The organism is Allomuricauda sp. TY007, from assembly GCF_010468565.1.
Taxonomy (GTDB): domain Bacteria; phylum Bacteroidota; class Bacteroidia; order Flavobacteriales; family Flavobacteriaceae; genus Flagellimonas.
This window is the reverse complement of sequence record NZ_WUEG01000015.1, coordinates 1-23,228: the sequence shown is the minus strand read 5'-3', so window position 1 is coordinate 23,228 and position 23,228 is coordinate 1. Positions and strand designations below refer to the sequence as shown.

Below are 23,228 nucleotides of genomic sequence, written 5' to 3'. Positions count from 1 at the left end.
CGCATACCTTAGGGTTGATTGGTTTCGCTCATCACCTTTTTTCTATGGAAAACATATTATTCTCCCTAACTGTTGTAGATGTAGGCTTTAGTTGGATGGCAATCCACATCAGTAAAAAGATGGAGTAGTCGTTGGTCATAAAATTATGGTTGGTCATTAAAAACAATGATAATGCAACCAACATCATAAGACCATAAGGTTTTTGTTTGAACTGGTTAATACCTCTAACAAACAGTTTGCCTAAGAAAGCCAAAAAAACAAAGATAGGAAGTATACCGCCTTCTCCCCATATAAGCAAGTAGGTATTATGTACCCCAAAATTTGTTGCAGCTACACCATTTCCATAAAATGATCGGTAACCATTCCCGAAAATGGGTCTGGAAAGAATAGCATCGTAATATCGGGCCCAAGTTTCTGTTCGAGAGTCTTCATTTAATGCGCCAGTGCTTCTTTGCTGCCCTCCTTTTACCAAAACGGCTAGCTGTTCCAATCGAGGGTTTTTAACCGGAAGGAATTCGTTGTAAGTGACCAATAAAACCAATACCCCAAATCCAATTACTAACATCTTGACATTTTTCAAACTCAACCGGATAGAAATGAGGTTAATTAAAATCCAGGTTACCATGAAGGTCCGGGATAGGGTAATTAGTCCCAAACCAGTAAAAGATAGCTTGCCAAACAGCTGTAATGATTTGAGAGTAGTGAAGCTCAGGGCTAAGCCCATTAAACAGACCAAACCACCATTGTTGGCGTCCAAATAAAAACCGCTATAGCGTCCGTAATCGGCCAAAGGACTTTGAAAAAGAAAAATATTACCCAAGATAGATAATGCACCAATCAATAGGAAAAACCAAAGTTCTTTTTGAGAGGTATTCTTTACTACCTCATATCCGCCCCAGATAATGATGAAATACTTAATTACGGTTACATAAAAAGAATAAATCCCTTCAATATATTCTTGACTCACTAAAATACCAATCAAAAAATATACTCCCCCAAAGATGAGCATTTCATAAGAGTTCCCGGTTTTTTTGTTGAGGATAACATAAGCTAATATCAATCCATAAGATGCATAACTTAGTAGGGAAGATATAGAAGAATTTATATACACTAGAGCAAATGCAGGGAAATTCCATATAATAAGGCCTAAAATAACGTATCGCAGTATGGGCAATACCTCTTGCTTTGATTCCATTATTTTGCAGTTAGTTCTTTAAACAAACCATTCCATTTATTTATAATTTCTGATAACTCAAACTTTCTCATGCTTTTGGGAGCATTTTTAGCTAGTTGCAACCTTAGACCTTCATCTTCCAGTAAAAGTCTTAGATTTTGCTGCATAGATTTTGTATTTTGGTTTTCCACGAGTAGTCCATTGATTTTATGTTCAATTAATTCACGAGGCCCTGATATACAATCGTAAGCAACACAGGCCATCCCATTGCTTAAAGCTTCCATCAATACCATAGGTAGCCCCTCGAACTTGGATGGCAAAATAAAAATTTGTGAACCTTGCATCAGGTCTTGTATATCTTCACAAAAGCCAGGCAGGATTACTTGATTTTCAATATTAAGTTCTTTGCTTAAATTGGTCAAAGCATACATTCCTTCATCACCGTTGCCGGCAATGGTCAATGTCCATTCTTTATGTTTGTGTAGTAAAGGAGCAGCTATTTTTAGTAAGCTGTCAAATCCTTTATCCTCATACCTGTTTAATGCACCAGCTGCTAAAATATTTTTCTTTCTTTTATGAAGAAGAGTTATGTAGGTTGGCAGAATGATAGGATTGGGCATAATTACGACTCTTGGATTCAGTTTTCTGAAGAAGTCAAAATCGTAGTGCGTTAGCACGGTCACTGCAGAAGCTAAGGGGTAAATAAATTTCCTTATATATTTTTTTTTGCTCGTAAGATTGGCCAAATGATTGGTATGCTCGCTAACTATTATCTTAAATCCAAAAAGTTTTGCAATTGGCACAGCTACAAAGGCATTCATTGGCATAAATGATATAACTACATCCGGCCTTGAATCCCGTCCTTTGTAATACTGAAACAGGTTTAATAAAGATCTTAAGGTATGGTTTTTAAACTTTCCATGGTACAACTTTTCTCTTTTTACCAGTGAATCAATAAAAAAAATTTCACCCTCGTTGAAGGTAATCAAGGTAACATTATTAGTTTTAGCGAATCCATTGGCCAATGTTGCCATTACTCTCTCAGCTCCGCCTCCATCAAGACTATCAATAACAAAGTCAATCTTCATTTTTGCTTTAGAATTAGTTTGTCTCCTAATGTTAAATCCCATTCAAAAGGATATATGGGTTTACTTCCCGCATGATGATATAATGTTAACTCCCCAAAATAAAGCTTATTATTAATAATGTACCAATCCACCCTTAAATATTTAAAATCTTTTGCCAACTTTTGTGACAATTGAATCATCTCTTGTAAACACTCAGGTTTTTCAACATCTTCTTCGCTTGGTTTTGCATAGGTGCCATTTCGAATTCGCCCACCCCATTCATAGGGTTCTCTATTCCATTGTTTATTGTACCAATTGCAATATTGGTTATCACCTCCTCTCCCAATATCTACATTGATCATTTGAACTTCTCCGTCAAAACAATGTACTTTATAATCGTTAGGGACGTTTCCATTATGATCACCTAGTAATTTCTCGACTATAATTAATGGTTCAATATCCTTATAAACTAGCTCACGTCCAACCCAATAAAAGTTTTCAGCCAGATTGGCTCTTAACTGATTTTGTAATCTTCTCCAATTATTCTTGATATTTTTATCTTTAATAACTATACCACCTGAGCTGTTATGATTTGTTTTTATGATTACTGGATAATTGGGTAAATTTTCAGGAATGATATCTTTAGGGTTTTTGGTCATATAGGCCAGTGGTATTAAATAGTTTTCACCAATCTCACTTTTAATAACTTCCCTTACCCTATATTTATCGGCAAGCTTGTTACCGATTGGATTTTCGTAGTGTAATTTCAACCAGTTTATTTTTTCATTAAGAGTTTTAGGGTTTTTAAGATTCAATTCATAACCAAAGTTTTTTTTAAACTGCAGGAGAATGAATTTTTTACGCGACAAATACTTTTTCTGCGAAAAAAACTGATATGCCAATACCAATGGTTTAAGAATAGTAAAGCCAAATAGGTTTTTGGTATAAAAATCATTAAATAGAGCTTTCATCTTGGAATTTTAATGAAAAATATAAATGAAGAAATAACCTAAAAAAAAAAGCTGTTCAAAGGAACAGCTTAATCGATAATGGACAAGTTTTTAAACTAAAATACTTTTCTCATTCTTGATTTGGAATTAATGAGAACACGAATTCTTCAATATTAGTGTAACCATTTCCGTTATAATCGTCCGAAGGTGCTGCGAGTAAATCTCCAAAAGTCCTTATTTCCCATGTATCAGCCATACCATCTTGGTCCGTATCATAGCTTTCAGACCAATATCCAGCAGTCTTGTTGGGAATAGTTTCAGTTTCCCAATTCCCAGTACCATTATAAAAATCTGTAATGTCCTGTAAATCCATTTCATCTCTATGGATAGAATTGCCACAATTACCCAAAACATTAGTTATAATATTCTCTGAATCATGTTCCCATGATTCAATTAAACTATTTGTTATCACCCTATTCGGTTCACTGTATGTTTGTGCTCCGCTACTTTTTAAAATATGCCCGTCGATTTGAAAATTACCGTTCACATGAAGATCACCATCTGTTTCTAAGGCATTAGGATTATTATAGGTGTTAACTCCATATCCTATGGCATATCCATTACCATTAGGATATCCTTTTTTGTAAACATTGGAAATTATATCAACTATGCTACCCCAAGCCACAGTCGTACCCCAATCATAACCATAAATCACATTGTTGATTTGCTCCGCATTTTCCTTGTTCAAACCATAGCCATAAAGCACGTTTCTGTCGCTGGTATTATGGAGATAATTCCCAAACACTGTGAGGTTGAATACATTTGTGCCTACTAAAATATTGTAAGAGGTATTTGACTCTCCTACCATAGAATTTTGCAACGTTACATTTCTGATTTCATTGTCAATTCCGTTAAAGCTAACAACCTCATCGTCGCCGTGAGAAAAAGTTAAATGATCAAGAATAAAGTTTTCTATTAGAGGCTTGTCAAAGTTCTTTATCCTCAGGCAGTCCCTAGTAATTACAGTATCCCTAGTCTCTTTTAACCTAATGGTCAAATATCTTAAGATAATATTTGACTCACTTATTTCTATGCCATAATTTCTAATGGTAATGCCTGGATAGGGTGCTGTTTGTCCCAGAACCGATAAATCTCCGGAACCCTTACCATTCGCTTCCCTAATCTGCAAAGGATTTTCAAGAAAAATATCACCTCCAACATCAAAAACTACTATTCTTGGACCTTGCGCTTCTATGGCTGCTCGTAGACTCCCTGGTCCGCTGTCATTTAGGTTAGTAACATGGATAATCCTGCCACCACGTCCACCTGTGGCATTTCTACCAAAGCCTTCCGCTCCTGGAAAGGCTTTCACCGCCCCCATATCCACATCGCCATATTGAGTATTGACGACCACGGTGGCCTTTTTTTCATATTTGTTTTGACTACCTTTTCCTCGTACCTCGACGGTATAGGTAAATTCGTCGCTTACCATACCATTGTTGCCGGCCTTGTTGGCAGATTCCGGTTTTGGTGAATAGGTTATGGTATTATCCTCGTTGAGGCTTATGTCGCCTTCCAGAGCATCGGAAACCGCCACAATTTGAAAGCTTTCCAAATCTTGGGAAGGAATACTGTCATTTTTCAACACATCCAAGATAGCTGATTCCACAGCTCCGGAAATTGTGAATTCATCATTGTTTACACTAAAAGATACTGAGTTTATGAGCTCGCCATCCTCAGTTGTTTCTTCTTCAATTTGGTTTTGGATCGTTTCATCGAACAGATCATTATCCTTACTACATGAAGAAAGCGTCAGGGAAATAAAAAGCAATAAAAGACTCACGTACGAAATGGTTTTGTGGGATGCCATTTAGAATAAAGAGGTTAAGTGGTTAAAAACTATATTTCCGACTTGGGAAACAAATCTAATTTAATTGTATGTTTTATCGACGTAAAACTATTTTTTTTCGATGAAATGCACTTTATAATCAATTGATTCTCTGTACTTATTTATTTTTTCGATGAAAATAGGTTTTAATCAGGTGAAATACATTATAAACGTTTGTGTTACGTGGGCAATGCTTTTTTGGATGTGCAAGGCATTGATTATCGATGAAATACACTCTTTTTTAACATCGAGGCGTTTTTTTTAACATTCGGATATCCAATCAACTTTTAGGTGCTGGTTAAATTCTTGTTGCTAGCGTAATAAGATTCCGAAATACTTTAGTTGAGAGAGCTAGGGATTGAGGTAGTTGACCGCAGGGGGTCGAGTGACGAGAAGTTTTCAGTCAACGAGATTCCGAGATTCCTCTTCGTGCTTCATTCGGAATGATAAGTAACAAAAAGGTTCTCGACCTGCCGGCCTTTAGATTTGTTTTATAGATAAAACTTATAATGGTGATGTTGGAAAGAGGGGGTCCGGGGGAGACTGATAACTTGACAAAATGTTCATAATTTTATTGGTAAACAAAAAAGAACGGGGTGAACTTTCCTGCCGCAAAGGCTTTGAGGCCTATTGCCTGTATCAGTCCCCGTTCAGGCAGGTACAATCTTTCTTCATTTTACTCATAAAGATTACTCGAACTGACGCCTAGAACTAAGTTCTATGTTCAAAACACACAATGGGTATTTAAGAGTATTGTGTTATTTCGAACGCAGTGAGAAATCTTATTGGAAATTTAAAATTATGAGATTTCTTTTTGTGGCTCATTAGGAAGTATGACACATAAACTCCTACTGTTATTCTGAAGGGGCATGGCGACTGAAGAACCTCTTATATAAGAACAAGTTCAAGGACAAATTCAAGTACAAGATTATGGATTCTTTGTTGCACTCAGTATCACAAAAAAGATGGTTCTTGCAGATTCGTGGAATTTGTGTCAATTGTAGCCAAAAGTCATTCGGTATGACACTTTTTAAGCCTTTGGTTTGTATTCTATAAATTTTTATAGATGGTCCCCTCTCCAGTTTCGCCAAGGGAGGAGTTTTCCTCCTTTGGAGGGATTAAGGGAGGACTTGATACCTGGATGGCAAAGAATTTAACTCTTTCTTTAAAACCATGGATTTTAGAATCCATAGTGGTTTATTCATAAAAACCATTATACCAATCCACAAATTCTTTTACTCCCTTTTCAATGGGTGTATCGGGTTTGTAGTCGTAGTCTCTTATCAAGTCGTTCACATCTGCCCAAGTACTTTCCACATCACCGGGTTGGATGGGCATTAAATTTCGTTTGGCCGGTGTGTCCAAGGAGGACTCAATGGCATCAATAAAATCCGTAAGCTTTACCTGTTTGTTGTTGCCTATATTATAAATCTTATAAAGTTCGTCCTTTCGTTTGCTTTCCGCTACAGGGGTTTCTATAATTTTGCCCATTCCCCCGACAATATCATCCACATAGGTAAAGTCCCTGGCCATATTACCATAGTTGAACACATTGATGGGCTCGCCCTTTTTTATGGCATCCACAAAGAGGAACAGGGCCATGTCCGGTCTTCCCCAAGGACCATAAACGGTAAAGAACCGAAGCCCGGTTGTGGGCAGTTGGTACAAGTGGCTGTAGGTATGTGCCATAAGCTCGTTGCTCTTTTTGGTGGCAGCATAAACACTAATGGGCCTATCCACGGTGTCTTCCGTGGAGAATGGGATTTTTTCGTTCAATCCGTAAACGCTGGAGCTACTGGCATATACCAAATGCTTAACCTTGCCATGTCGGCAGCATTCCAATACATTGGCAAAACCCACCACATTGCTCTGGATGTATGCATCCGGATTTTCCAAACTATAGCGCACACCGGCCTGGGCTCCCAGATTACAGACTACATCGAAGGTGTTTTCTTGAAACAGCCGATCCAAACCTTGGCGGTCGGCTAGATCGAGTTTTATGAACATCATTTGCTCGCCATGCAATGTGCTTGAGGATATTTGTCCGTCAACTTCTGCTTTGGCCCTTGGAATGCCCAGTTGCTGTATACGGGCATATTTTAACCCAACATCATAATAATCGTTGACATTGTCCATGCCAATTACGGTATGACCGTTTTTGATCAGAAGCTCACAAAGGTGGTATCCTATAAATCCTGCTGCCCCGGTTACTAAGATGTTCATTGGTTGTTTTTTATAAATTCGTATTGCTATATATTATTTCGCTGAGTTTTTCTTTAAAATATCCTCGATATATTTTTCGGTCGAGGCTGCCATTTGGTGTGTTGAGAAGGTTTCCAAAAAGGTTTTTCTTGAATTCTTGCCCAACTCCGCTATCAGTTTTCTATCCCGTATCAAATTAGAGAGCTTTTCTGCCAAATGGTCGGGATTTTCCTTTGGAATTAAATATCCATTGTAGCCGTCCCTCACCATTTCATGAACCCCGCCCACATCCGAAGCTACTATGGGAACTCCTACGGACATGGCCTCACATATAGAAAGGGGGAGCCCCTCAAACCTGGAGGTAAGCACAAAAATATCCGACTTGTTCAAAAATGAGGGGATATCATTGCTTTCACCATGAAAGGTGATCAAATGGTCGATCTTCATTTTCTTGGACAGGTCCACAAATTCTTGGTGCAAATCCCCATGGCCCACCAAATCCACTTGGATAGGTGCATCTTTCAGGTTTTGTAACGCCTTAAACAAGGTCATGTGATCTTTTTGATATGAAAAACGGGCCGTCATTAATAGGGTAATCGGGTCTTCCTTTGCTTCTTTCCGTTCTTCTTTTAAAAAGTCTGGACTTCCGTTATAAATCACCCGCATTCTGGATTCGGGGACTATGCCGTGCTTTGAAGCCAAATTGAAATCAAATGCCGAAACAGTGATCAAATGGTCGGTAAACCTGCCCATCACTTTTTCAATGGCCATGTACATATATCGCTTAAGCCCCTTTACCCCGGGCGTAAACGACCAACCATGGACTGTAAAAATGTTGGGCATCCCTATTTTATGACAAGCAAGTCGGCATAAAATTCCCGCTTTGGATGAATGTGAGATTACAATATCCGGTGCTTCCTGTTTCAATAATTCGCAGATGGTCTTGTAGCATTTAAAGTCGTTTATGGGTGAAATTTCCCTTTTAAGACTTGGTATGCAGGTAACCTTTACGTTAAGTGCTTCAAGCCGTTTGGTCAAAGTACCCTCTTGTCCGACCATTACCTGAACCTCATGACCGCTATTGACCATGGCTTCCGTATTATTGAAAAGTACCATTTGAGCTCCACCAATAGGTTCGCTAAGTGTTATAACCTGAATTATCTTCATTTGCCCAAAAGGTGTGTTTTTCTGAATAAAAAGCGTGTGGCCATATAGTACGTGTAGCACATAACTGGATGCTAAACCCTATGGTTAGCTTCCGTTTTGTCCAATTTTGTAGAATTTAAAGCCCAGAGCCTCCATTTTTTTGTGGTCTAAAATTCTTCGCCCATCAAAAACAAAGGCTGGCTTGAGCATGAAATCGTGTATGGCTTGCCAATCGTACTCCTTAAATTCGTCCCATTCGGTTAACACGGCAATGGCGTGGGCATCTTTTGCAGCTTCGATAGGGTTGTTTACAACGGTTACCAATTTTTCGATTTCCTCCCTTGATTTGTTTCCGAGGTATTCCAGATCGGCATAAATGGTTTCTTTGGATACCTTTGGGTCGTACACCACAATATTTGCATTTTCTTCCAAAAGAGCATCGGCCACATATATGGCTGCAGATTCGCGGGTATCGTTGGTATCTTTTTTAAAGGCCCAACCATAGAAAGCTATTTTTTTGCCCGAAACAGTATTGTAAAGGGTGGAAATAATATTGTCCGCAAAACGTCTTTTTTGGTAATCGTTCATTATGATCACCTGCTCCCAATAATCGGCAACTTCTTGCAAACCAAAGCTTTTGGCAATGTAAACCAAGTTCAAGATATCTTTTTGAAAACAAGATCCCCCAAAACCAACGGAGGAATTCAAAAACCGAGACCCAATTCTAGAATCGTATCCAATTGCCTTCGATACTTCGGCAACATTGGCATCTGTTCTTTCACAAAGTGCCGAAATTGAATTGATGGAAGAGACACGTTGTGCCAAAAAAGCATTGGCCACAAGTTTGGAGAGTTCGGAAGACCAAACATTGGTCTGTAAAATACGCTCTTTGGGCAGCCAGTGCTCGTACACCCAGCTTAAGGCATCCTTGGCTTCTTGCCCCGATGGGGTATCCGCCCCACCTATCAATATACGGTCCGCATCAAGTAGGTCATCAATGGCGGTCCCTTCTGCGAGGAATTCGGGGTTGGATAATATTTCAAAATTCACATTGTTGCCCGTATTCTCCAAAATACTTTTCAGTGTTTCTGCTGTCCGAACAGGAAGTGTGGATTTTTCAACCACAATTTTATCGTTAACGGCCACTTTTGCTATGTTTCGGGCACATAGTTCAATATATTTTAGGTCAGCCGCTTGGCCTTTGCCCTTACCGTATGTTTTTGTTGGTGTATTCACGGAGATGAAGATCATATCGGCCTCATCTATGGCGCGGTCCACCTCGGTCGAGAAGAACAAATTTTTCCCTCTGGCCTTTCCTACAACTTCTTTTAAGCCAGGTTCGTAAATGGGAAGCTTATCCAAATCTTCATGGTTCCAAAGATCTATTCTTTTTTGGTTTATATCGACTACATTTACCGTTATTTCAGGACATTTAGAGGCAATTACAGACATAGTGGGGCCGCCAACATAACCGGCTCCAATACAGCAAATATTCTTGATTTTTTTCATGCTTAATTTTTGTTGAATTCAAAGATGGTAAAAAAAATATGAGACTTGCACTTGATTTTAGACCAAGTCACCTTTTTTTGGATGAAAGGGAATAATAGTGATTGCATTTAATCGGTCATTTATTTTTGGTATGATTATTTATTGTGCAAGGAAAAATTCTGTCAGACGATAAAATGGAATCACAAAGATAAAAAGGTAAATTAGTTCGGTTGAACGATTTTTCATAAGCTTAAACGAATATAAAAAGAGGTTTGTGGAAGACTGATATACTTTTAGTCGCGATTTTATGTTTTATTAAAACTCGAACTATCCTTTAATATTATGTCAATACATAAATAGATGTTTTGTTCAAATAAAAGTAAATACTTATTAAATAATGGTTTTGCCAAGAGCGGCTTAAATACGGGTGCATTATCCGCTGTTGATGGCCGTACCCCTAATTTGTGTAAAAATAGGTTTCTTTGGCAGCCAAAGTTATTCTATATTTCGCTTTAAAACGATTTAAGTTCATCTAACCAAAATATTCAACAATGAAATTCCAAGCTCGAAACATAGTAATTTTTTTAATTACCATAATTTTTCTAGGATCCTGTGCATCCAAAGAGGATGTGGTTTATTTTCAAAATGCTGCCTTATCCGGTCTGGAAACGCAGGTAAAGGAAAGTAAATCCACTACTCGGTTCAAAGTGGATGATCTGATCAGCATTTATGTTTCCACCCTTGACCCAGAAGCCAGTGCACCGTTCAACCTTTTTAGGGGAACACAGGAAGGTGGCATTAGGCCAGAGCAGGTAGATTATTTGGTGGACAAAGAAGGCGAAATTGATTTTCCGGTTGTTGGTAAGGTCAAGGTAGTTGGACTTACCCCCGAAGAGTTGCGTGTTAATCTGACAGAACATTTAGCGGATTATCTAAAAGATCCCATTATCAATATCAGATTAAAAAACTTTACCGTTACAGTACTTGGGGAGGTAAAGCGCCCCGGGACATACGTGGTCAATGGAGAGCAAATCACAATTTTTGAAGCCTTGGGGTTGGCCGGAGATATGACCATTAAAGGAATGCGAAAGAATGTTTTGGTGGTTAGGGAGTTCGATGGGACAAAAGTGTATTACCGAATTGACTTGACCAGCAACAGTGCAGCGGAATCCCCTGTGTACTATTTAACACAAAACGATGTTGTTTATGTGGAACCCAATAAATCCGCTATTACTTCCAGTGCTTTGGATAATAGGGCGAGTATTGCAGTGTCCATCATATCAGTTCTGATAACTTCTGCTGTAGTCTTATTGACTAGGAATTAATTTAAAATAAAATTTCCGATTAAATGGAACAATCCAATCTGTACTCAAAGATTCAAAAAAACAATTTTAAAAGAGAGCTGGAGAAATATCTGAAGTACAAATATTGGTTTATTTTCTCTGTAATTATAGCTATTGGTATAGCGTATCTACATCTGAGATATGCTACACCACAATATCGGGCCAACGCTACCATTCAAATCATTGAAGAAAAAAGTTCCCCTTCGGAACTCAGCCTTTTCAGTGATTTGAACTTATTGCCCGGAGGATCAAAAAAGGTCGAGGATGAAATTGAGGTGATGCGTTCCCGAACCAATGTTAGACAGGTGGTCATAAATCTGGGGCTCGATAAAAAAGTGATGCATGTGGGCAGGGTGAAAAATTCCGAAGTTTATGGTAATGTACCTGTGAAAATTTCGATAGATTCCATTAAAAGGGACGTACAATTCAGTTGTTATATCATTCCACAGTCCCAAACCAACTTTTTGTACTGGACAGAAGAGAACGAAGAACAGCAAAACAGAACTTTTGGTGAGGAAATCACTACAAATCGAGGTAAAATAACAATCCTTCCACAAGAAAGCAAAAAGTTGAAACCCTATATTGGGGAAACATTGAAAATAGTGCTTTCCCCCGTAAGCGATGTTACCTCAAGCTACCAAAATGCGCTTGGGGCCAGTATTGCCGATGAATACTCCTCAATAATAAATTTGAGCATCCAAAATGCCGTACAGGAGAAGGCCATGGATTTTTTGAACGAGTTGATACATATCTATAACCTCAATGGAAAAAATGACAAAAAGGCAATTGCCGACCGAACTGCTGAATTTATAGATGACAGAATTGCGGATATTTACAGCGACTTATCGGAAGCGGACCAAAGTGCACAAGATTTTAAATCGGATAGGGGGCTTACGGATATCCAATCACAATCCAATATCAATTTAAATGTAAGTGCGGCAAATCAGCAAGAATTGCAGAATGCACAGATTCAATTGCAAATAGCCAACAGCGTGAGTGATGAACTTGAGAGTCAAGAGGGGTACGGCATTCTTCCCTCTAACATTGGATTGGCCGATGCTTCGATAACCAGCACAACTGCAAGGTACAATCAACTGGTTTTGGAACGTGAGCGCCTATTGAAGAGTTCCAATGAAAAGAACCCCGTTATCGTCAACATAGACGAACAGTTGGAGAACCTGAAAAAGAGCATGCAATCCAGTTTGAACAGTATGACCAATAATTTGAACCTAAGGGTAAACAACCTTAGTTCACAGTTGGCCACCATCAACTCAAAAATATATTCCGCTCCAAGGAACGAAAGGGCATTACGGGAGATTACCCGAAAGCAGCAAACGGTGGAGGGCCTCTACCTGTATTTATTGCAAAAAAGGGAAGAGGCCCAGATTGCATATGCTTCGGCATCGCCCAATTCAAAGGTCGTTGATAGGGCCTTCCCTGCAAGTAAGTTTCCGGTATCGCCTAAAAAAAGTATTATATATTTGGCGGCATTTTTATTGGGAATTTTAATTCCGGCCGGAATTGTTTATGGCTTGGATGTAATAGATGACAAGATCCACAGTGCCCACGCATTGGAAAAATTGGTTGTAGGGGCCGGGGTACCCGTTATCGGAGAATTGCCCCGATTAAAGAATAAATCCATAAAAACTGTAGCAAAGGACGACCGCTCCGTACTATCGGAGGCCTTGCGAATTATCAGGACCAACATGGATTATTTGCTTAAAACGGAACTGAAGGGCGGCAATGCCAGAAAAAATATAATTTATGTCAGTTCCAGTCTTCCAACAGAAGGAAAGACCTTTTTCTCCACCAACCTTGCCTTGATCTTATCCAGTACGGGCAAAAAAGTCTTATTGGTCGGGGCAGATATTCGAAACCCGAAGTTTTATATGTTTTTCAGCGATGGAAAGGAAAATGTTAAAAACAAGAGGTCAGGTTTTACAAGGAGTGCAGGGTTGACGGATTATTTGTTTGATGACTCCCTCGGTTTGAAGGATATAACCAATAGCACCGAGGTGAACGAGAACAAAATAGATGTTATCCATTCGGGCAAAACATTTCCAAACCCTTCCGAATTACTTATGAATAATAGATTTGGACACCTTATGGACACAGTTTCCCAAGTTTATGATTATGTCATAGTCGATACCGCACCAATGATGCCGGTTACGGATACACTCCTTATAAGCGAACACGCCGACCTTTTGGTTTATGTAACGAGAGCGGGCCAATCGAGCATAGGCGATATAGAGTTCCCGCTTAAGCTCCGAAAAGAAGGGAAATTAAATAACCTGGCCTTTGTGGTGAATGGCGTAAAAGCATCGGAACTGGGCTATGGTGGAAAATATGGATACGGCTATGGCGCCCAAAGTAAAAAATGGTGGAAGTTTTAGCCGTTCCCATCAAAACAATAAAAATTATAAGAAAACAAGTCTGCCAATTGGGCAACCAAAATTAAAATCACCTTAGTTTACAATGGAAAATAGGAAACATGCTTACCTTGTCATGGCCCATAACGAACCCGAATTGCTATGCAAACTGTTAGGTTGTTTGGATGATGAGCGTAATGACATTTATCTTCATTTGGACCAAAAATTTGATGCCATATCCGAGGACGACCTAAAAGATCAATGTAAATATTCCAATGTTTTTTTTATCGAAAGAAAACCGATTTATTGGTCCGGTTATAGTCAAATCGATTGTGAATTGAGATTGTTGAAGGCGGCCGTCCAAAAAAATTATGCCTATTATCACTTGATTTCCGGAGTGGACCTGCCCATCAAGAGCCAGGATTACATTCATGATTTCTTTGAAAAACACAAGGGGCGACAATTTTTGTCAGTTACCAAGGTAAAAAACTGGAAAATAGCCAGCCGCTATAAATACTATCACTTTATCAATATAAACAAAAGGTTGCCCAGAAAGTGGTCCAGATCACTCCGTTATCCATTTGCATTGCTGCAAACCTGTTTGTTCATCAACAGGTTTAGGAACAGTAGCTTAAAGGATTTTTATTGGGGACAGGCTTGGTTTAGCATTACAAACGATTTTGCAAAATACGTCGTGGGCAAAGAACAATTTATTGCAGAGAACTTTGACAATGGTTTTTTTAACGATGAGGTTTTTATGCAAACTCTTTTGATGAACTCAGAATTTAAAGATAGCCACTCCAAATCCATGAGTTATGCCCGATTGATTGATTGGGACCGGGGGAAACCCTACACATGGACCATTGATGAGTTTGATGAGCTTATGGCTTCAAAGGCATTGTTCAGCCGAAAATTTTCAATGAACAAAGACCCGGAGGTAATTGATAGAATACTGGAAAAGATTCAATAAAACCTTGTTTTGAAAATTTGGTAATGAATAACCTTTACTTAAAATAACAAGGTTAAGGTTTATGATAGCTTGGTCAAATAAGCTTGGGGTATTTGCATTCCGGGCTAATTTACCATGTCCGAAAACCAACCTGAATAGGCTTGTTTTTAAAAGTTTATTCAGCGTTTTTTACTTTTTTGAGTTGGACAAACCGCACATTTCTTCTGTTTATTTTTTCTCCAAAAAAAAGCAAAGCCCCACCCATTGCGGTTACATGGTCATTTAACGATAAAGCATTTGGTTTAATCGAATAAAAACGCTCTTATTAAAGGGAGGGGGGCTATTCTATTATTTTTGATTGTTAGAAAGAATTCTGGCCAAATTGCTATGAACTATATCAATACCATGAAAAAAAATTACTTTTCTTATTTACTCAAAGTTTCCATAGGAGCTTTTCTTTTTTTATCCAGTATTTTTTATGCTGATGTGCATGCCCAATTGAGTTTTCCTCAAAGTGCATTGGACCTTAATGGCAAAGGAACATTTACTTCAGGGATTACCTCGTTGACGTATGGCCCAGATGGAAGACTTTATGCTACCGAATATACAGGTCTGGTTCATGTTATGACCATACAACGTGACGGTCCGAATGACTACAAGGTAACTTCCATGGAAACTTTAACTGGTGTCCAAGGAATCCAGAACCACAACGATGATGGTTCCAACAACTCCATTACTCAAAGAGAAACTACAGGATTGGCTGTTGCAGGAACAGCAACAAATCCGGTTATTTACGTGGCTTCCAGTGATATTAGAGTTGGTGGAGCCACTACAGGTCAAGGAGACACAGGTTTGGACACCAACTCAGGCGTAATTACAAGATTGAGTTGGAACGGCAGTTCTTGGGATGTGGTAGACCTGGTAAGAGGACTTCCGCGTTCTGAAGAAAATCATGCGACCAACGGCTTGGAGTTTGTGACCATTGGAGGCACGGATTATCTTATTGTGGCACAAGGGGGTAATGCCAATGGTGGGTCTCCCTCCGTAAACTTTGCTTTGCTAGGAGAATATGCACTTTCAGCGGCCATATTGGCAATAGATTTAACTGTAATAGAAGCCATGACGGACAAGTTCGATAATGGCAGAAAATACAAATATGATTTACCCACATTGGATGACCCGACAAGGGCCAATGCAAACGGTGTTAACGATCCAAGTGCCCAAGGATATAATGGTATTGATGTGAATGATCCATTTGGGGGTAATGATGGATTAAACCAGGCTAAAGTCGTAGCTGATGGTCCCGTAAAGATTTTGTCACCAGGGTATCGTAATTCATACGATTTGGTGGTCACCGAAAGTGGCGCTCTATACGTTACTGACAATGGAGCCAATGAAGGCTGGGGCGGACTTCCGGAAAATGAAGGAACAGCAAATGTGACCAATGCCTATCGTCCTGGAGAGCCAGGTGGAGATATAGCAACCAACACTGAGAATGGTGAGGGTATGGACAACGAAGATCATTTGGAGTTGATAACCTTGGATATTCAAAATTATACATTCAACACATTTTATGGAGGGCACCCTAACCCAACTCGGGCAAACCCAACTGGTTCAGGTCTTTTGACTTCTCCTGATTCGAATCCAAATAATGCTACGTACAGGACATTGATTTATGATCCCTCAAACCCACAAGCGGGTTATACGGACGATCCTTCCATTGCCCTTCCTGCGGATTGGCCGCCAGTTGAGGTGGCAAATCCAGTCGAAGGTGATTGGCGAGGACCAACGGTACCCAATCTGGATGATGGACCGGACGATGCCCCTATTGCAATTTTTCCAAGAAACTCCAACGGTATTGATGAATATACTGCCAGTAATGGTGATGATTTTTATAAAGGGAATCTTATTGTAGGAAAGAATGGTGGTATTTTGCATAGAGTTGTTTTGAACCCAGATGGTACCTTAAATCAACTTGAGGAATCTTGGGGTTCTGGTTTAAGTGCTGGAGGAGCCACCAACGCATTGGGGATAACTTGCAATAGTGACTTTGACCCTTTTCCAGGAACTATATGGGTAGGCCTTTTTAATACTGATAGTGGGGGCATTGTCGTTTTGGAGCCACAAGATTTTGTAGCTTGTTTGGATTCCAGTGACCCCGAGTATGACGCCAATGCTGATTACGATTATGATGGCTTTACCAATCAAGATGAAGAAGACAATGGTACCGATCCCTGCAATGGAGGTTCACAACCAAATGACTTTGATAATGATTCAATCTCTGACCTCAATGATGATGATGATGATGCAGATGGTATCCTGGATGCCAATGACCCGTTCCAACTAGGTAACCCCGATGTAGGTGGAAGTGATGCTTTTGAGTTGCCTGTTACCAACGATTTATATTCAGACACTGGTCTTGGTGGTTATTTAGGTCTGGGAATGACAGGTTTGATGAACAACGGCGATACTGGAAACAACTGGCTGGATTGGTTGGATAAACCAGGTCCAAATCCTGACGATTTGTTAGGCGGTGCGATTGGGGCCTTGACCATGCAAATGACAGATGGAACCGCATTCGAGTCCAGCAACAATCAAGAAAAAGCGTTCCAATATGGAATCCAAACCGATCAGTCTATAGGAGGCTTTACAGTATATGGTGAAATTAGGGGGTTTGACATAACCCAAAATCAATTGTACACCAATGCCAACGCACCAAACGGAGAGATAGGTTACTACATTGGGGACGGAACACAGAGCAATTATATAAAATTTGTGGCCACTCCTTCGGGTCTTGTTGCCCAACAAGAAATAGAGGATGTTGCCCAACCCCCAATATTTTTTAATATACCTGTGTCAAACAGGCCAAGTTCAAATATTGACTTTTTCTTTGTTGTAGATGCGGTTTCGGGAGATGTTACACTACAATACCAATTAGATGATGGTTCTAGAGCGACATTAGGCATTATTACAGCTGAGGGGTCTATTTTGGATGCCATACAACAAACAACTTCGGATTTGGCTGTTGGGGTCATCGGGACATCGAATGCACCCGGGTTTGAATTGGAAGGTACATGGGAATTCTTATACGTAAAACCTGAAGCTCCAACGGTGGCTCAAAGCATACCGGATTTTGAAAAATTGATAGATTCTGTTGATGAAAATATCAATCTGGATGTTTATTTTGATGATGACAATGGAGCAGCCAATCTTACTTATACGGTTGAAAATAATACTAATCCTGCGATTGAAGCCCTTGTTACTGATAATATTTTGACACTTTCCTTTCCTTCTACTGCCGAACTATCCAACATTACTATTAGAGCAGAGGACCAAGACGGTAATACCGTGGATGAAACATTTACTGTTACAGTTACTGAAACACCACCTATTTTATATAGAGTAAATACTGGGGGACCTTTGTTATCTAGCATTGATGGCGATATTGATTGGGCAGAGGACACCGATGTTAATAATTCAATGTATTTGGCAGCCGCAGGAAGTAACAGCACGTTTGGAGGAACAATAACAACTACTGATGGTTCTGTAAATACAACTACGACACCTTTGGATATTTATGCCTCGGAACGATTCGATAACGTGCCAGGTAATCCCAATATGGCATATTCTTTCCCTGTATCACCACAACCAGGTAATTATGAGGTCCGTTTATACATGGGCAATGGTTTCGATGGAACATCTGATGCAGGAGAACGAATTTTCGATGTGGCAATAGAAGGAAATATAATGCCCTTGCTCAATAATTTAGATCTGTCTGGAACTTATGGACACAATGTGGGCATTGTAATCAGTCATATTGTTAAAGTTAGCGATGGCAATTTAGATATTGAGTTCTTACATGGGCTTCAAGAGAATCCACTAATAAATGGTATTGAGATACTGGATGCTTCAGATTCAGATACACCCATCTACGTGAATGGAATTGCAGACCAATTGAGTTTTGCAGGCGATGATGTTGATGGAAATTTTGCCTTGTATGCCTCAGGTGGTGACGGAAACCTTAATTTCTCAGCAACAGGCTTGCCACCCGGTGTTGATATCGAACCCACCAATGGCCAAATATATGGCTCTATAGATGAGAATGCCTTTGCGGGTAGCCCTTACAACGTAGCCATCACTGTTGATGACAACGATGGAATATCCAGTGACCAAGTACAGATTGAATTTGTTTGGAGTATAATTGAACGATCTGCTTTTAGAATCAATGCTGGTGGAGCGGCCATTATTACCACAGATATTGGCCCAAATTGGGAGAACAATGCATCTGAGGGAGAACAATCTGGAGAAAATTATTTTGTAAATACAGGGGTAATTGCGGATTTTGGAGGAATAACCTTTGAAAATAAGGACAGTTCAATTCCAGCTTATATTAATCAGGCTACTTTTGATGCTATTTTTGCAGAAGAACGCTATGACGCTGATACAGGAGATGAAATGGAGTATACATTCGCTGTCGAAAATGGTGAGTACGTTGTCAATTTATTTCTAGGCAATAGTTTTGAAGGCTCAAATGTCATTGGTGATCGTGAATTCGATATACTTCTTGAGGGAGTTGTGGTTGAAAACGATTTTGATATAATAGAAACATTTGGACATCAGGTTGGTGGCATGTTATCCTATCCAATAACTGTATCAGATGGAGAATTGAACATTTCCTTCGGGCATGTAACCGAAAATCCATTGGTAAATGCCATAGAAGTTTATGCGGACAATCCTTCAAACCCATTGGCCCTTAATGGTATTCCTGAACAAATCAATGAGATAACCAACACGGTGAATTTAAACGCATCGGCTTCTGGTGGAGACCCTGCTGAGGATGTTACTTATTACATGTCCGGTCATCCAGATGGGATCTCCATCAACCCTTTAACAGGTGAGATCTCAGGAAGCATAACAGTGGCCGCGGCCAATGGAGGGCCTAATAACGATGGTGTTCATACCGTAGCGGTAACGGCCATGAAACCTTTTTCTGCACCTGTGACACAAGTGTTTACTTGGACTATTGATTCACAATACTTGTGGAATGATAAAGATGAGAACGAAAACTACACAGCACGTCACGAGAACTCATTTGTGCAGGCCGGAGATAAGTTTTACCTAATGGGTGGACGAGAAAATGCAACCACTATAGATATTTATGATTACACTTCGGATTCATGGAGTTCAATCACGGACAGTACGCCTATTGACCCCAAAACAGATCCACCAGCACGATATGAATTCAATCATTTCCAAGCAACAGAATATCAAGGACTGATTTGGGTTATAGGTGCATTCCGAGATAATAAATTTCCCAATGAGGTACCAACCGACTATATTTGGATGTTTGATCCTAAAGCTCAAGAATGGATACAGGGTCCTGAGATTCCTGAAAATAGAAGACGTGGTTCTACAGGTTTGGCGGTCTACAATGATAAATTTTATATCGTAGGAGGAAACACGGACGGTCATGCAGGAGGCTATGTGGAATGGTTTGACGAATATGACCCGGCTACGGGGGTCTGGACCCCGTTGGCAGACGCGCCCATAGCAAGAGACCACTTTAATGCGGTGGTTATTGGTGATAAGTTATATGTTACTTCTGGTAGACAATCCGGGGGAGAAACCACTTGGAGGCCTACCGTTCCACAGGTGGATGTGTACGATTTTACAGCAGAAACCTGGAGTACATTGCCAAGTGGACAGGACATTCCCACCCCGCGTGGAGGTGCTTCCGCTGTTAACTTTAACAACAAATTGGTTGTTATTGGTGGAGAGGTACAAGATGAAGAAGTGTATGGAGTTCTTACGGATGACGCTTTAAAGGTCACAGAGGAATATGATCCTGTTACTTCGTCTTGGAAAAGATTGCCCGATATGAACTATGAGAGACATGGAACACAGGCCATCGTATCCGGACCAGGGGTGCATATATTGGCCGGAGCACCAGGTAGAGGTGGAGGAAACCAAAAGAACATGGAGTATTTGGGAGAAGATAATCCAGTGGGAACACCTAGTATTGGCAGTACATTGTCCGTTCCAAACACCGTAGTGATTGCTGATGGAGAGACCGTGGATGTCGACCTTTCCTTAATTGATGGGAATGTGGGAATCTTTGTAAAATCTATGGAAATTACAGGAGCAGATGCTACTGATTTTAGTATCGATTCCGGAGAACTGGAAAATATGCTTTTGAATCCGAATGAAACGCGTACGCTGAGTGTAACCCTCTCGGGCACCGGTCCGGACAGGACCGCAATTCTGACCATTAACTATGGCAATTCAAATACGGCAAGTATTGCATTGACCAATAACCCGGACGCCACTTTTGGTGTGGCCAACCCAGGAGACCAGTACAATTACGAAGGAGATGCTGTATCACTTCAGATTGAGGCTACAAGCCCCAATGTAACTTCGTACAGTGCTACAGGATTACCACCGAACTTGGCCATAGACGAAAATACCGGGATGATTTCCGGTACCATCGATGACGGTGTTGTTGATAACGGCAGCGATGCATACGTGGCGGAAAATGGATTGGTGATTATTGAGGCAGAAAATTTGGACATCAATTCCAACTGGGACATTGAAACCGATGAGGCCGGATTTACGGGGTCGGGTTATTTATTTAATAACGTTGAAAGTCTTAATATTCCCGGTAATGGAACCATAACAGCACAAATTAAGATTTCAACCCCGGGTAAATACAGGTTTCAATGGCGCAACAACATTGGGATTATTGCCCCTCCCCCTGCAAATCCATCGACGGAACATAACGATGCCTGGCTGCGTTTTCCCGATGCGGATGATTTTTATGGAGAGAAAAGTGGAGGCGGAATCGTTTACCCATATGGTAGTGGTAAAACGCCTAATCCTGAAGGTGTAGGATCCAATGGTTGGTTTAAAATTTATGCCAACACCTTAGATTGGAACTGGAACTCATTTGTGAGTGACAATGATCCACATCCGGTTTTTGTTGAGTTTAATGCACCCGGTACGTATACTATGGAAATTTCCTCAAGATCCGATGGCCACTTGATTGATCGTATTGCTTTACATTTGGTAAGTGAGGGGTATACTACTTCAGATTTGGACAATGCACCGGAATCTTCACAGGGCGTTGGTTCCAGTGGTCCGGGAGCTGCCCAAGAATTACCTTACGAAGTTTCGGTAACAGTTACGGATAATGGCGACCCGGTAGGCAATGAAACCGTTGATTTCTTATGGTACATTGGTGAGTCTGGAGATCTTATAGCAGTACCACAAGCAGATATTACAAGCGGTACTGTACCATTAACGGTGAACTTTACAGGAAGTAATTCCTTGGATGATGTAGGTGTGACCAGCTATTCTTGGGACTTTAAGGATGGTCCTGGTTCCATATCAACACAACCTGACCCTACCTATGAATTTACCGAAATAGGAATTTATACAGTGGACTTGACAGTTGGGGACATTGATGGAAATACTGATACCAAAAGTATCACCATTGATGTAACAGGTACAGGGGTGCCACCAAAAGCAGAAGCATTAGCAGATATTACTGAAGGTGAGGCCCCTTTGGAAGTAGTTTTCTCTGGAAGTACATCAACCGATGATTTAGGTGTAATTGAAAGTTATTCATGGGATTTTGGAGACAGTAACTCTTCTACTGAACCAGACCCAACGCATTTATATACCACTGCAGGAATTTATACCGCGGTACTGACCGTTACAGATATTGAAGGACTGACCGATACGGCCGAAGTTACCATTACGGTGAACCAGCCCAATGATGCTCCTATAGCAGAAGCTTTGGCCTCTCAAGAATCTGGAACGGCGCCCTTGCAGGTTGATTTTACAGGAAGCGATTCTTCAGATGATGTGGGTATAATTACCTACGCTTGGGACTTTGGAGATGGAGGCACATCAACAGAACAAAATCCAACATATACCTTTAACACAACAGGGGTTTATGATGTGGTATTGACCGTAACCGATGGAGGGGGATTGGCAGGAACCGATACGGTGACCATAACAGTGACAAACCAAGACCCTGTAGCCGTAGCGACAGGGTCCCCAGACGCAGGTGAAGCACCATTGGAAGTATCCTTTACTGGAAGTGAGTCTACCGATAATATTGCAGTTGATACCTATGCATGGGACTTTGGAGATGGCTCAAACTCAACTGAGGCGGACCCGGTACATACATATACAGACCCGGGCAACTATACTGCTGAACTTACGGTAACAGATAATGAAGGAGCAACGGCTACAGCATCTGTACTTATACAAGTAACCCAAGTTGGGGGCAATGAAGCCCCAGAGGCGGTAGCAAGTGCAAATCCAACCGAGGGTGAAGCGCCACTCCCTGTTACATTTAACGCAGGAGGATCAAGGGATGATGTTGGCATCGATACCTATTTCTGGGAATTCAGCGACGGCAGAACGTCAGATCAAATGAATCCAACACTGACATTTGAAAATGCAGGGACCTACGATGCCACCTTGACCGTAACCGATGAAGCTGGATTGTCGGATTCTGCAACCATACAGATTGTGGTTACAGAAGCAGCGGAAAACCAAGCTCCAGAGGCAGTGATTTTCGCTACGCCAGAAAGCGGAAACGCACCGTTAGAAGTGAACTTTATGGGAGGCAACTCTCTAGACGAT

General features: G+C 40.4%; 11 protein-coding genes. 4 read left to right on the top strand and 7 right to left on the bottom strand.

The features are described from left to right. Nucleotides 1-31: 31 nt before the first annotated feature. From GO009_RS14905 to GO009_RS14875, 7 genes are all read right to left on the bottom strand, one after another. Nucleotides 32-1,195: an O-antigen ligase gene (locus GO009_RS14905; protein WP_163627293.1), complete on the bottom strand. Its 1,164-nt coding sequence runs from the start codon at nucleotides 1,193-1,195 to the stop codon at nucleotides 32-34. Further along, nucleotides 1,195-2,262 carry a glycosyltransferase family 4 protein gene (locus GO009_RS14900; RefSeq protein ID WP_163627291.1) on the bottom strand — a complete coding sequence of 356 codons (1,068 nt, stop codon included), beginning with the start codon at nucleotides 2,260-2,262 and terminating at the stop codon, nucleotides 1,195-1,197. The genes GO009_RS14905 and GO009_RS14900 overlap by 1 nt, the downstream gene beginning before the upstream one ends. Next, a complete protein-coding gene (locus GO009_RS14895) occupies nucleotides 2,259-3,212 on the bottom strand; it encodes an ATP-grasp fold amidoligase family protein (RefSeq protein WP_163627289.1) in 954 nt (317 codons plus the stop codon). Before GO009_RS14895 ends, GO009_RS14900 begins: the two co-directional genes overlap by 4 nt. Nucleotides 3,213-3,321: 109 nt before the next feature. After that, the gene (locus GO009_RS14890; RefSeq protein ID WP_163627287.1) at nucleotides 3,322-5,061 is read right to left on the bottom strand and encodes an Ig-like domain-containing protein; all 1,740 of its coding nucleotides are present in this window, start codon (nucleotides 5,059-5,061) and stop codon (nucleotides 3,322-3,324) included. A gap of 1,215 nt (nucleotides 5,062-6,276) precedes the next feature. Beyond that, nucleotides 6,277-7,302, bottom strand: a complete 1,026-nt coding sequence (locus GO009_RS14885) for an NAD-dependent epimerase (protein WP_163627285.1) — start codon at nucleotides 7,300-7,302, stop codon at nucleotides 6,277-6,279. A gap of 33 nt (nucleotides 7,303-7,335) precedes the next feature. Further along, a complete protein-coding gene (locus GO009_RS14880) occupies nucleotides 7,336-8,448 on the bottom strand; it encodes a glycosyltransferase family 4 protein (protein ID WP_163627283.1) in 1,113 nt (370 codons plus the stop codon). 84 nt (nucleotides 8,449-8,532) lie between these two features. Further along, nucleotides 8,533-9,936: a nucleotide sugar dehydrogenase gene (locus GO009_RS14875; protein WP_163627280.1), complete on the bottom strand. Its 1,404-nt coding sequence runs from the start codon at nucleotides 9,934-9,936 to the stop codon at nucleotides 8,533-8,535. 530 nt (nucleotides 9,937-10,466) lie between these two features. On the opposite strand from GO009_RS14875, the gene GO009_RS14870 reads away from it, so the two are divergent. The 4 genes from GO009_RS14870 to GO009_RS14855 all read left to right on the top strand — a co-directional run. After that, nucleotides 10,467-11,240 carry a polysaccharide biosynthesis/export family protein gene (locus GO009_RS14870; protein ID WP_163627278.1) on the top strand — a complete coding sequence of 258 codons (774 nt, stop codon included), beginning with the start codon at nucleotides 10,467-10,469 and terminating at the stop codon, nucleotides 11,238-11,240. 23 nt (nucleotides 11,241-11,263) lie between these two features. Then, nucleotides 11,264-13,651: a polysaccharide biosynthesis tyrosine autokinase gene (locus GO009_RS14865; protein WP_163627276.1), complete on the top strand. Its 2,388-nt coding sequence runs from the start codon at nucleotides 11,264-11,266 to the stop codon at nucleotides 13,649-13,651. 82 nt (nucleotides 13,652-13,733) lie between these two features. Beyond that, a complete protein-coding gene (locus GO009_RS14860; protein ID WP_163627274.1) occupies nucleotides 13,734-14,597 on the top strand; it encodes a beta-1,6-N-acetylglucosaminyltransferase in 864 nt (287 codons plus the stop codon). Between the two features lie 384 nt (nucleotides 14,598-14,981). Next, a partial coding sequence (locus GO009_RS14855) for a PKD domain-containing protein (RefSeq protein WP_239057483.1) occupies nucleotides 14,982-23,228 on the top strand: 8,247 nt, incomplete at its 3' end.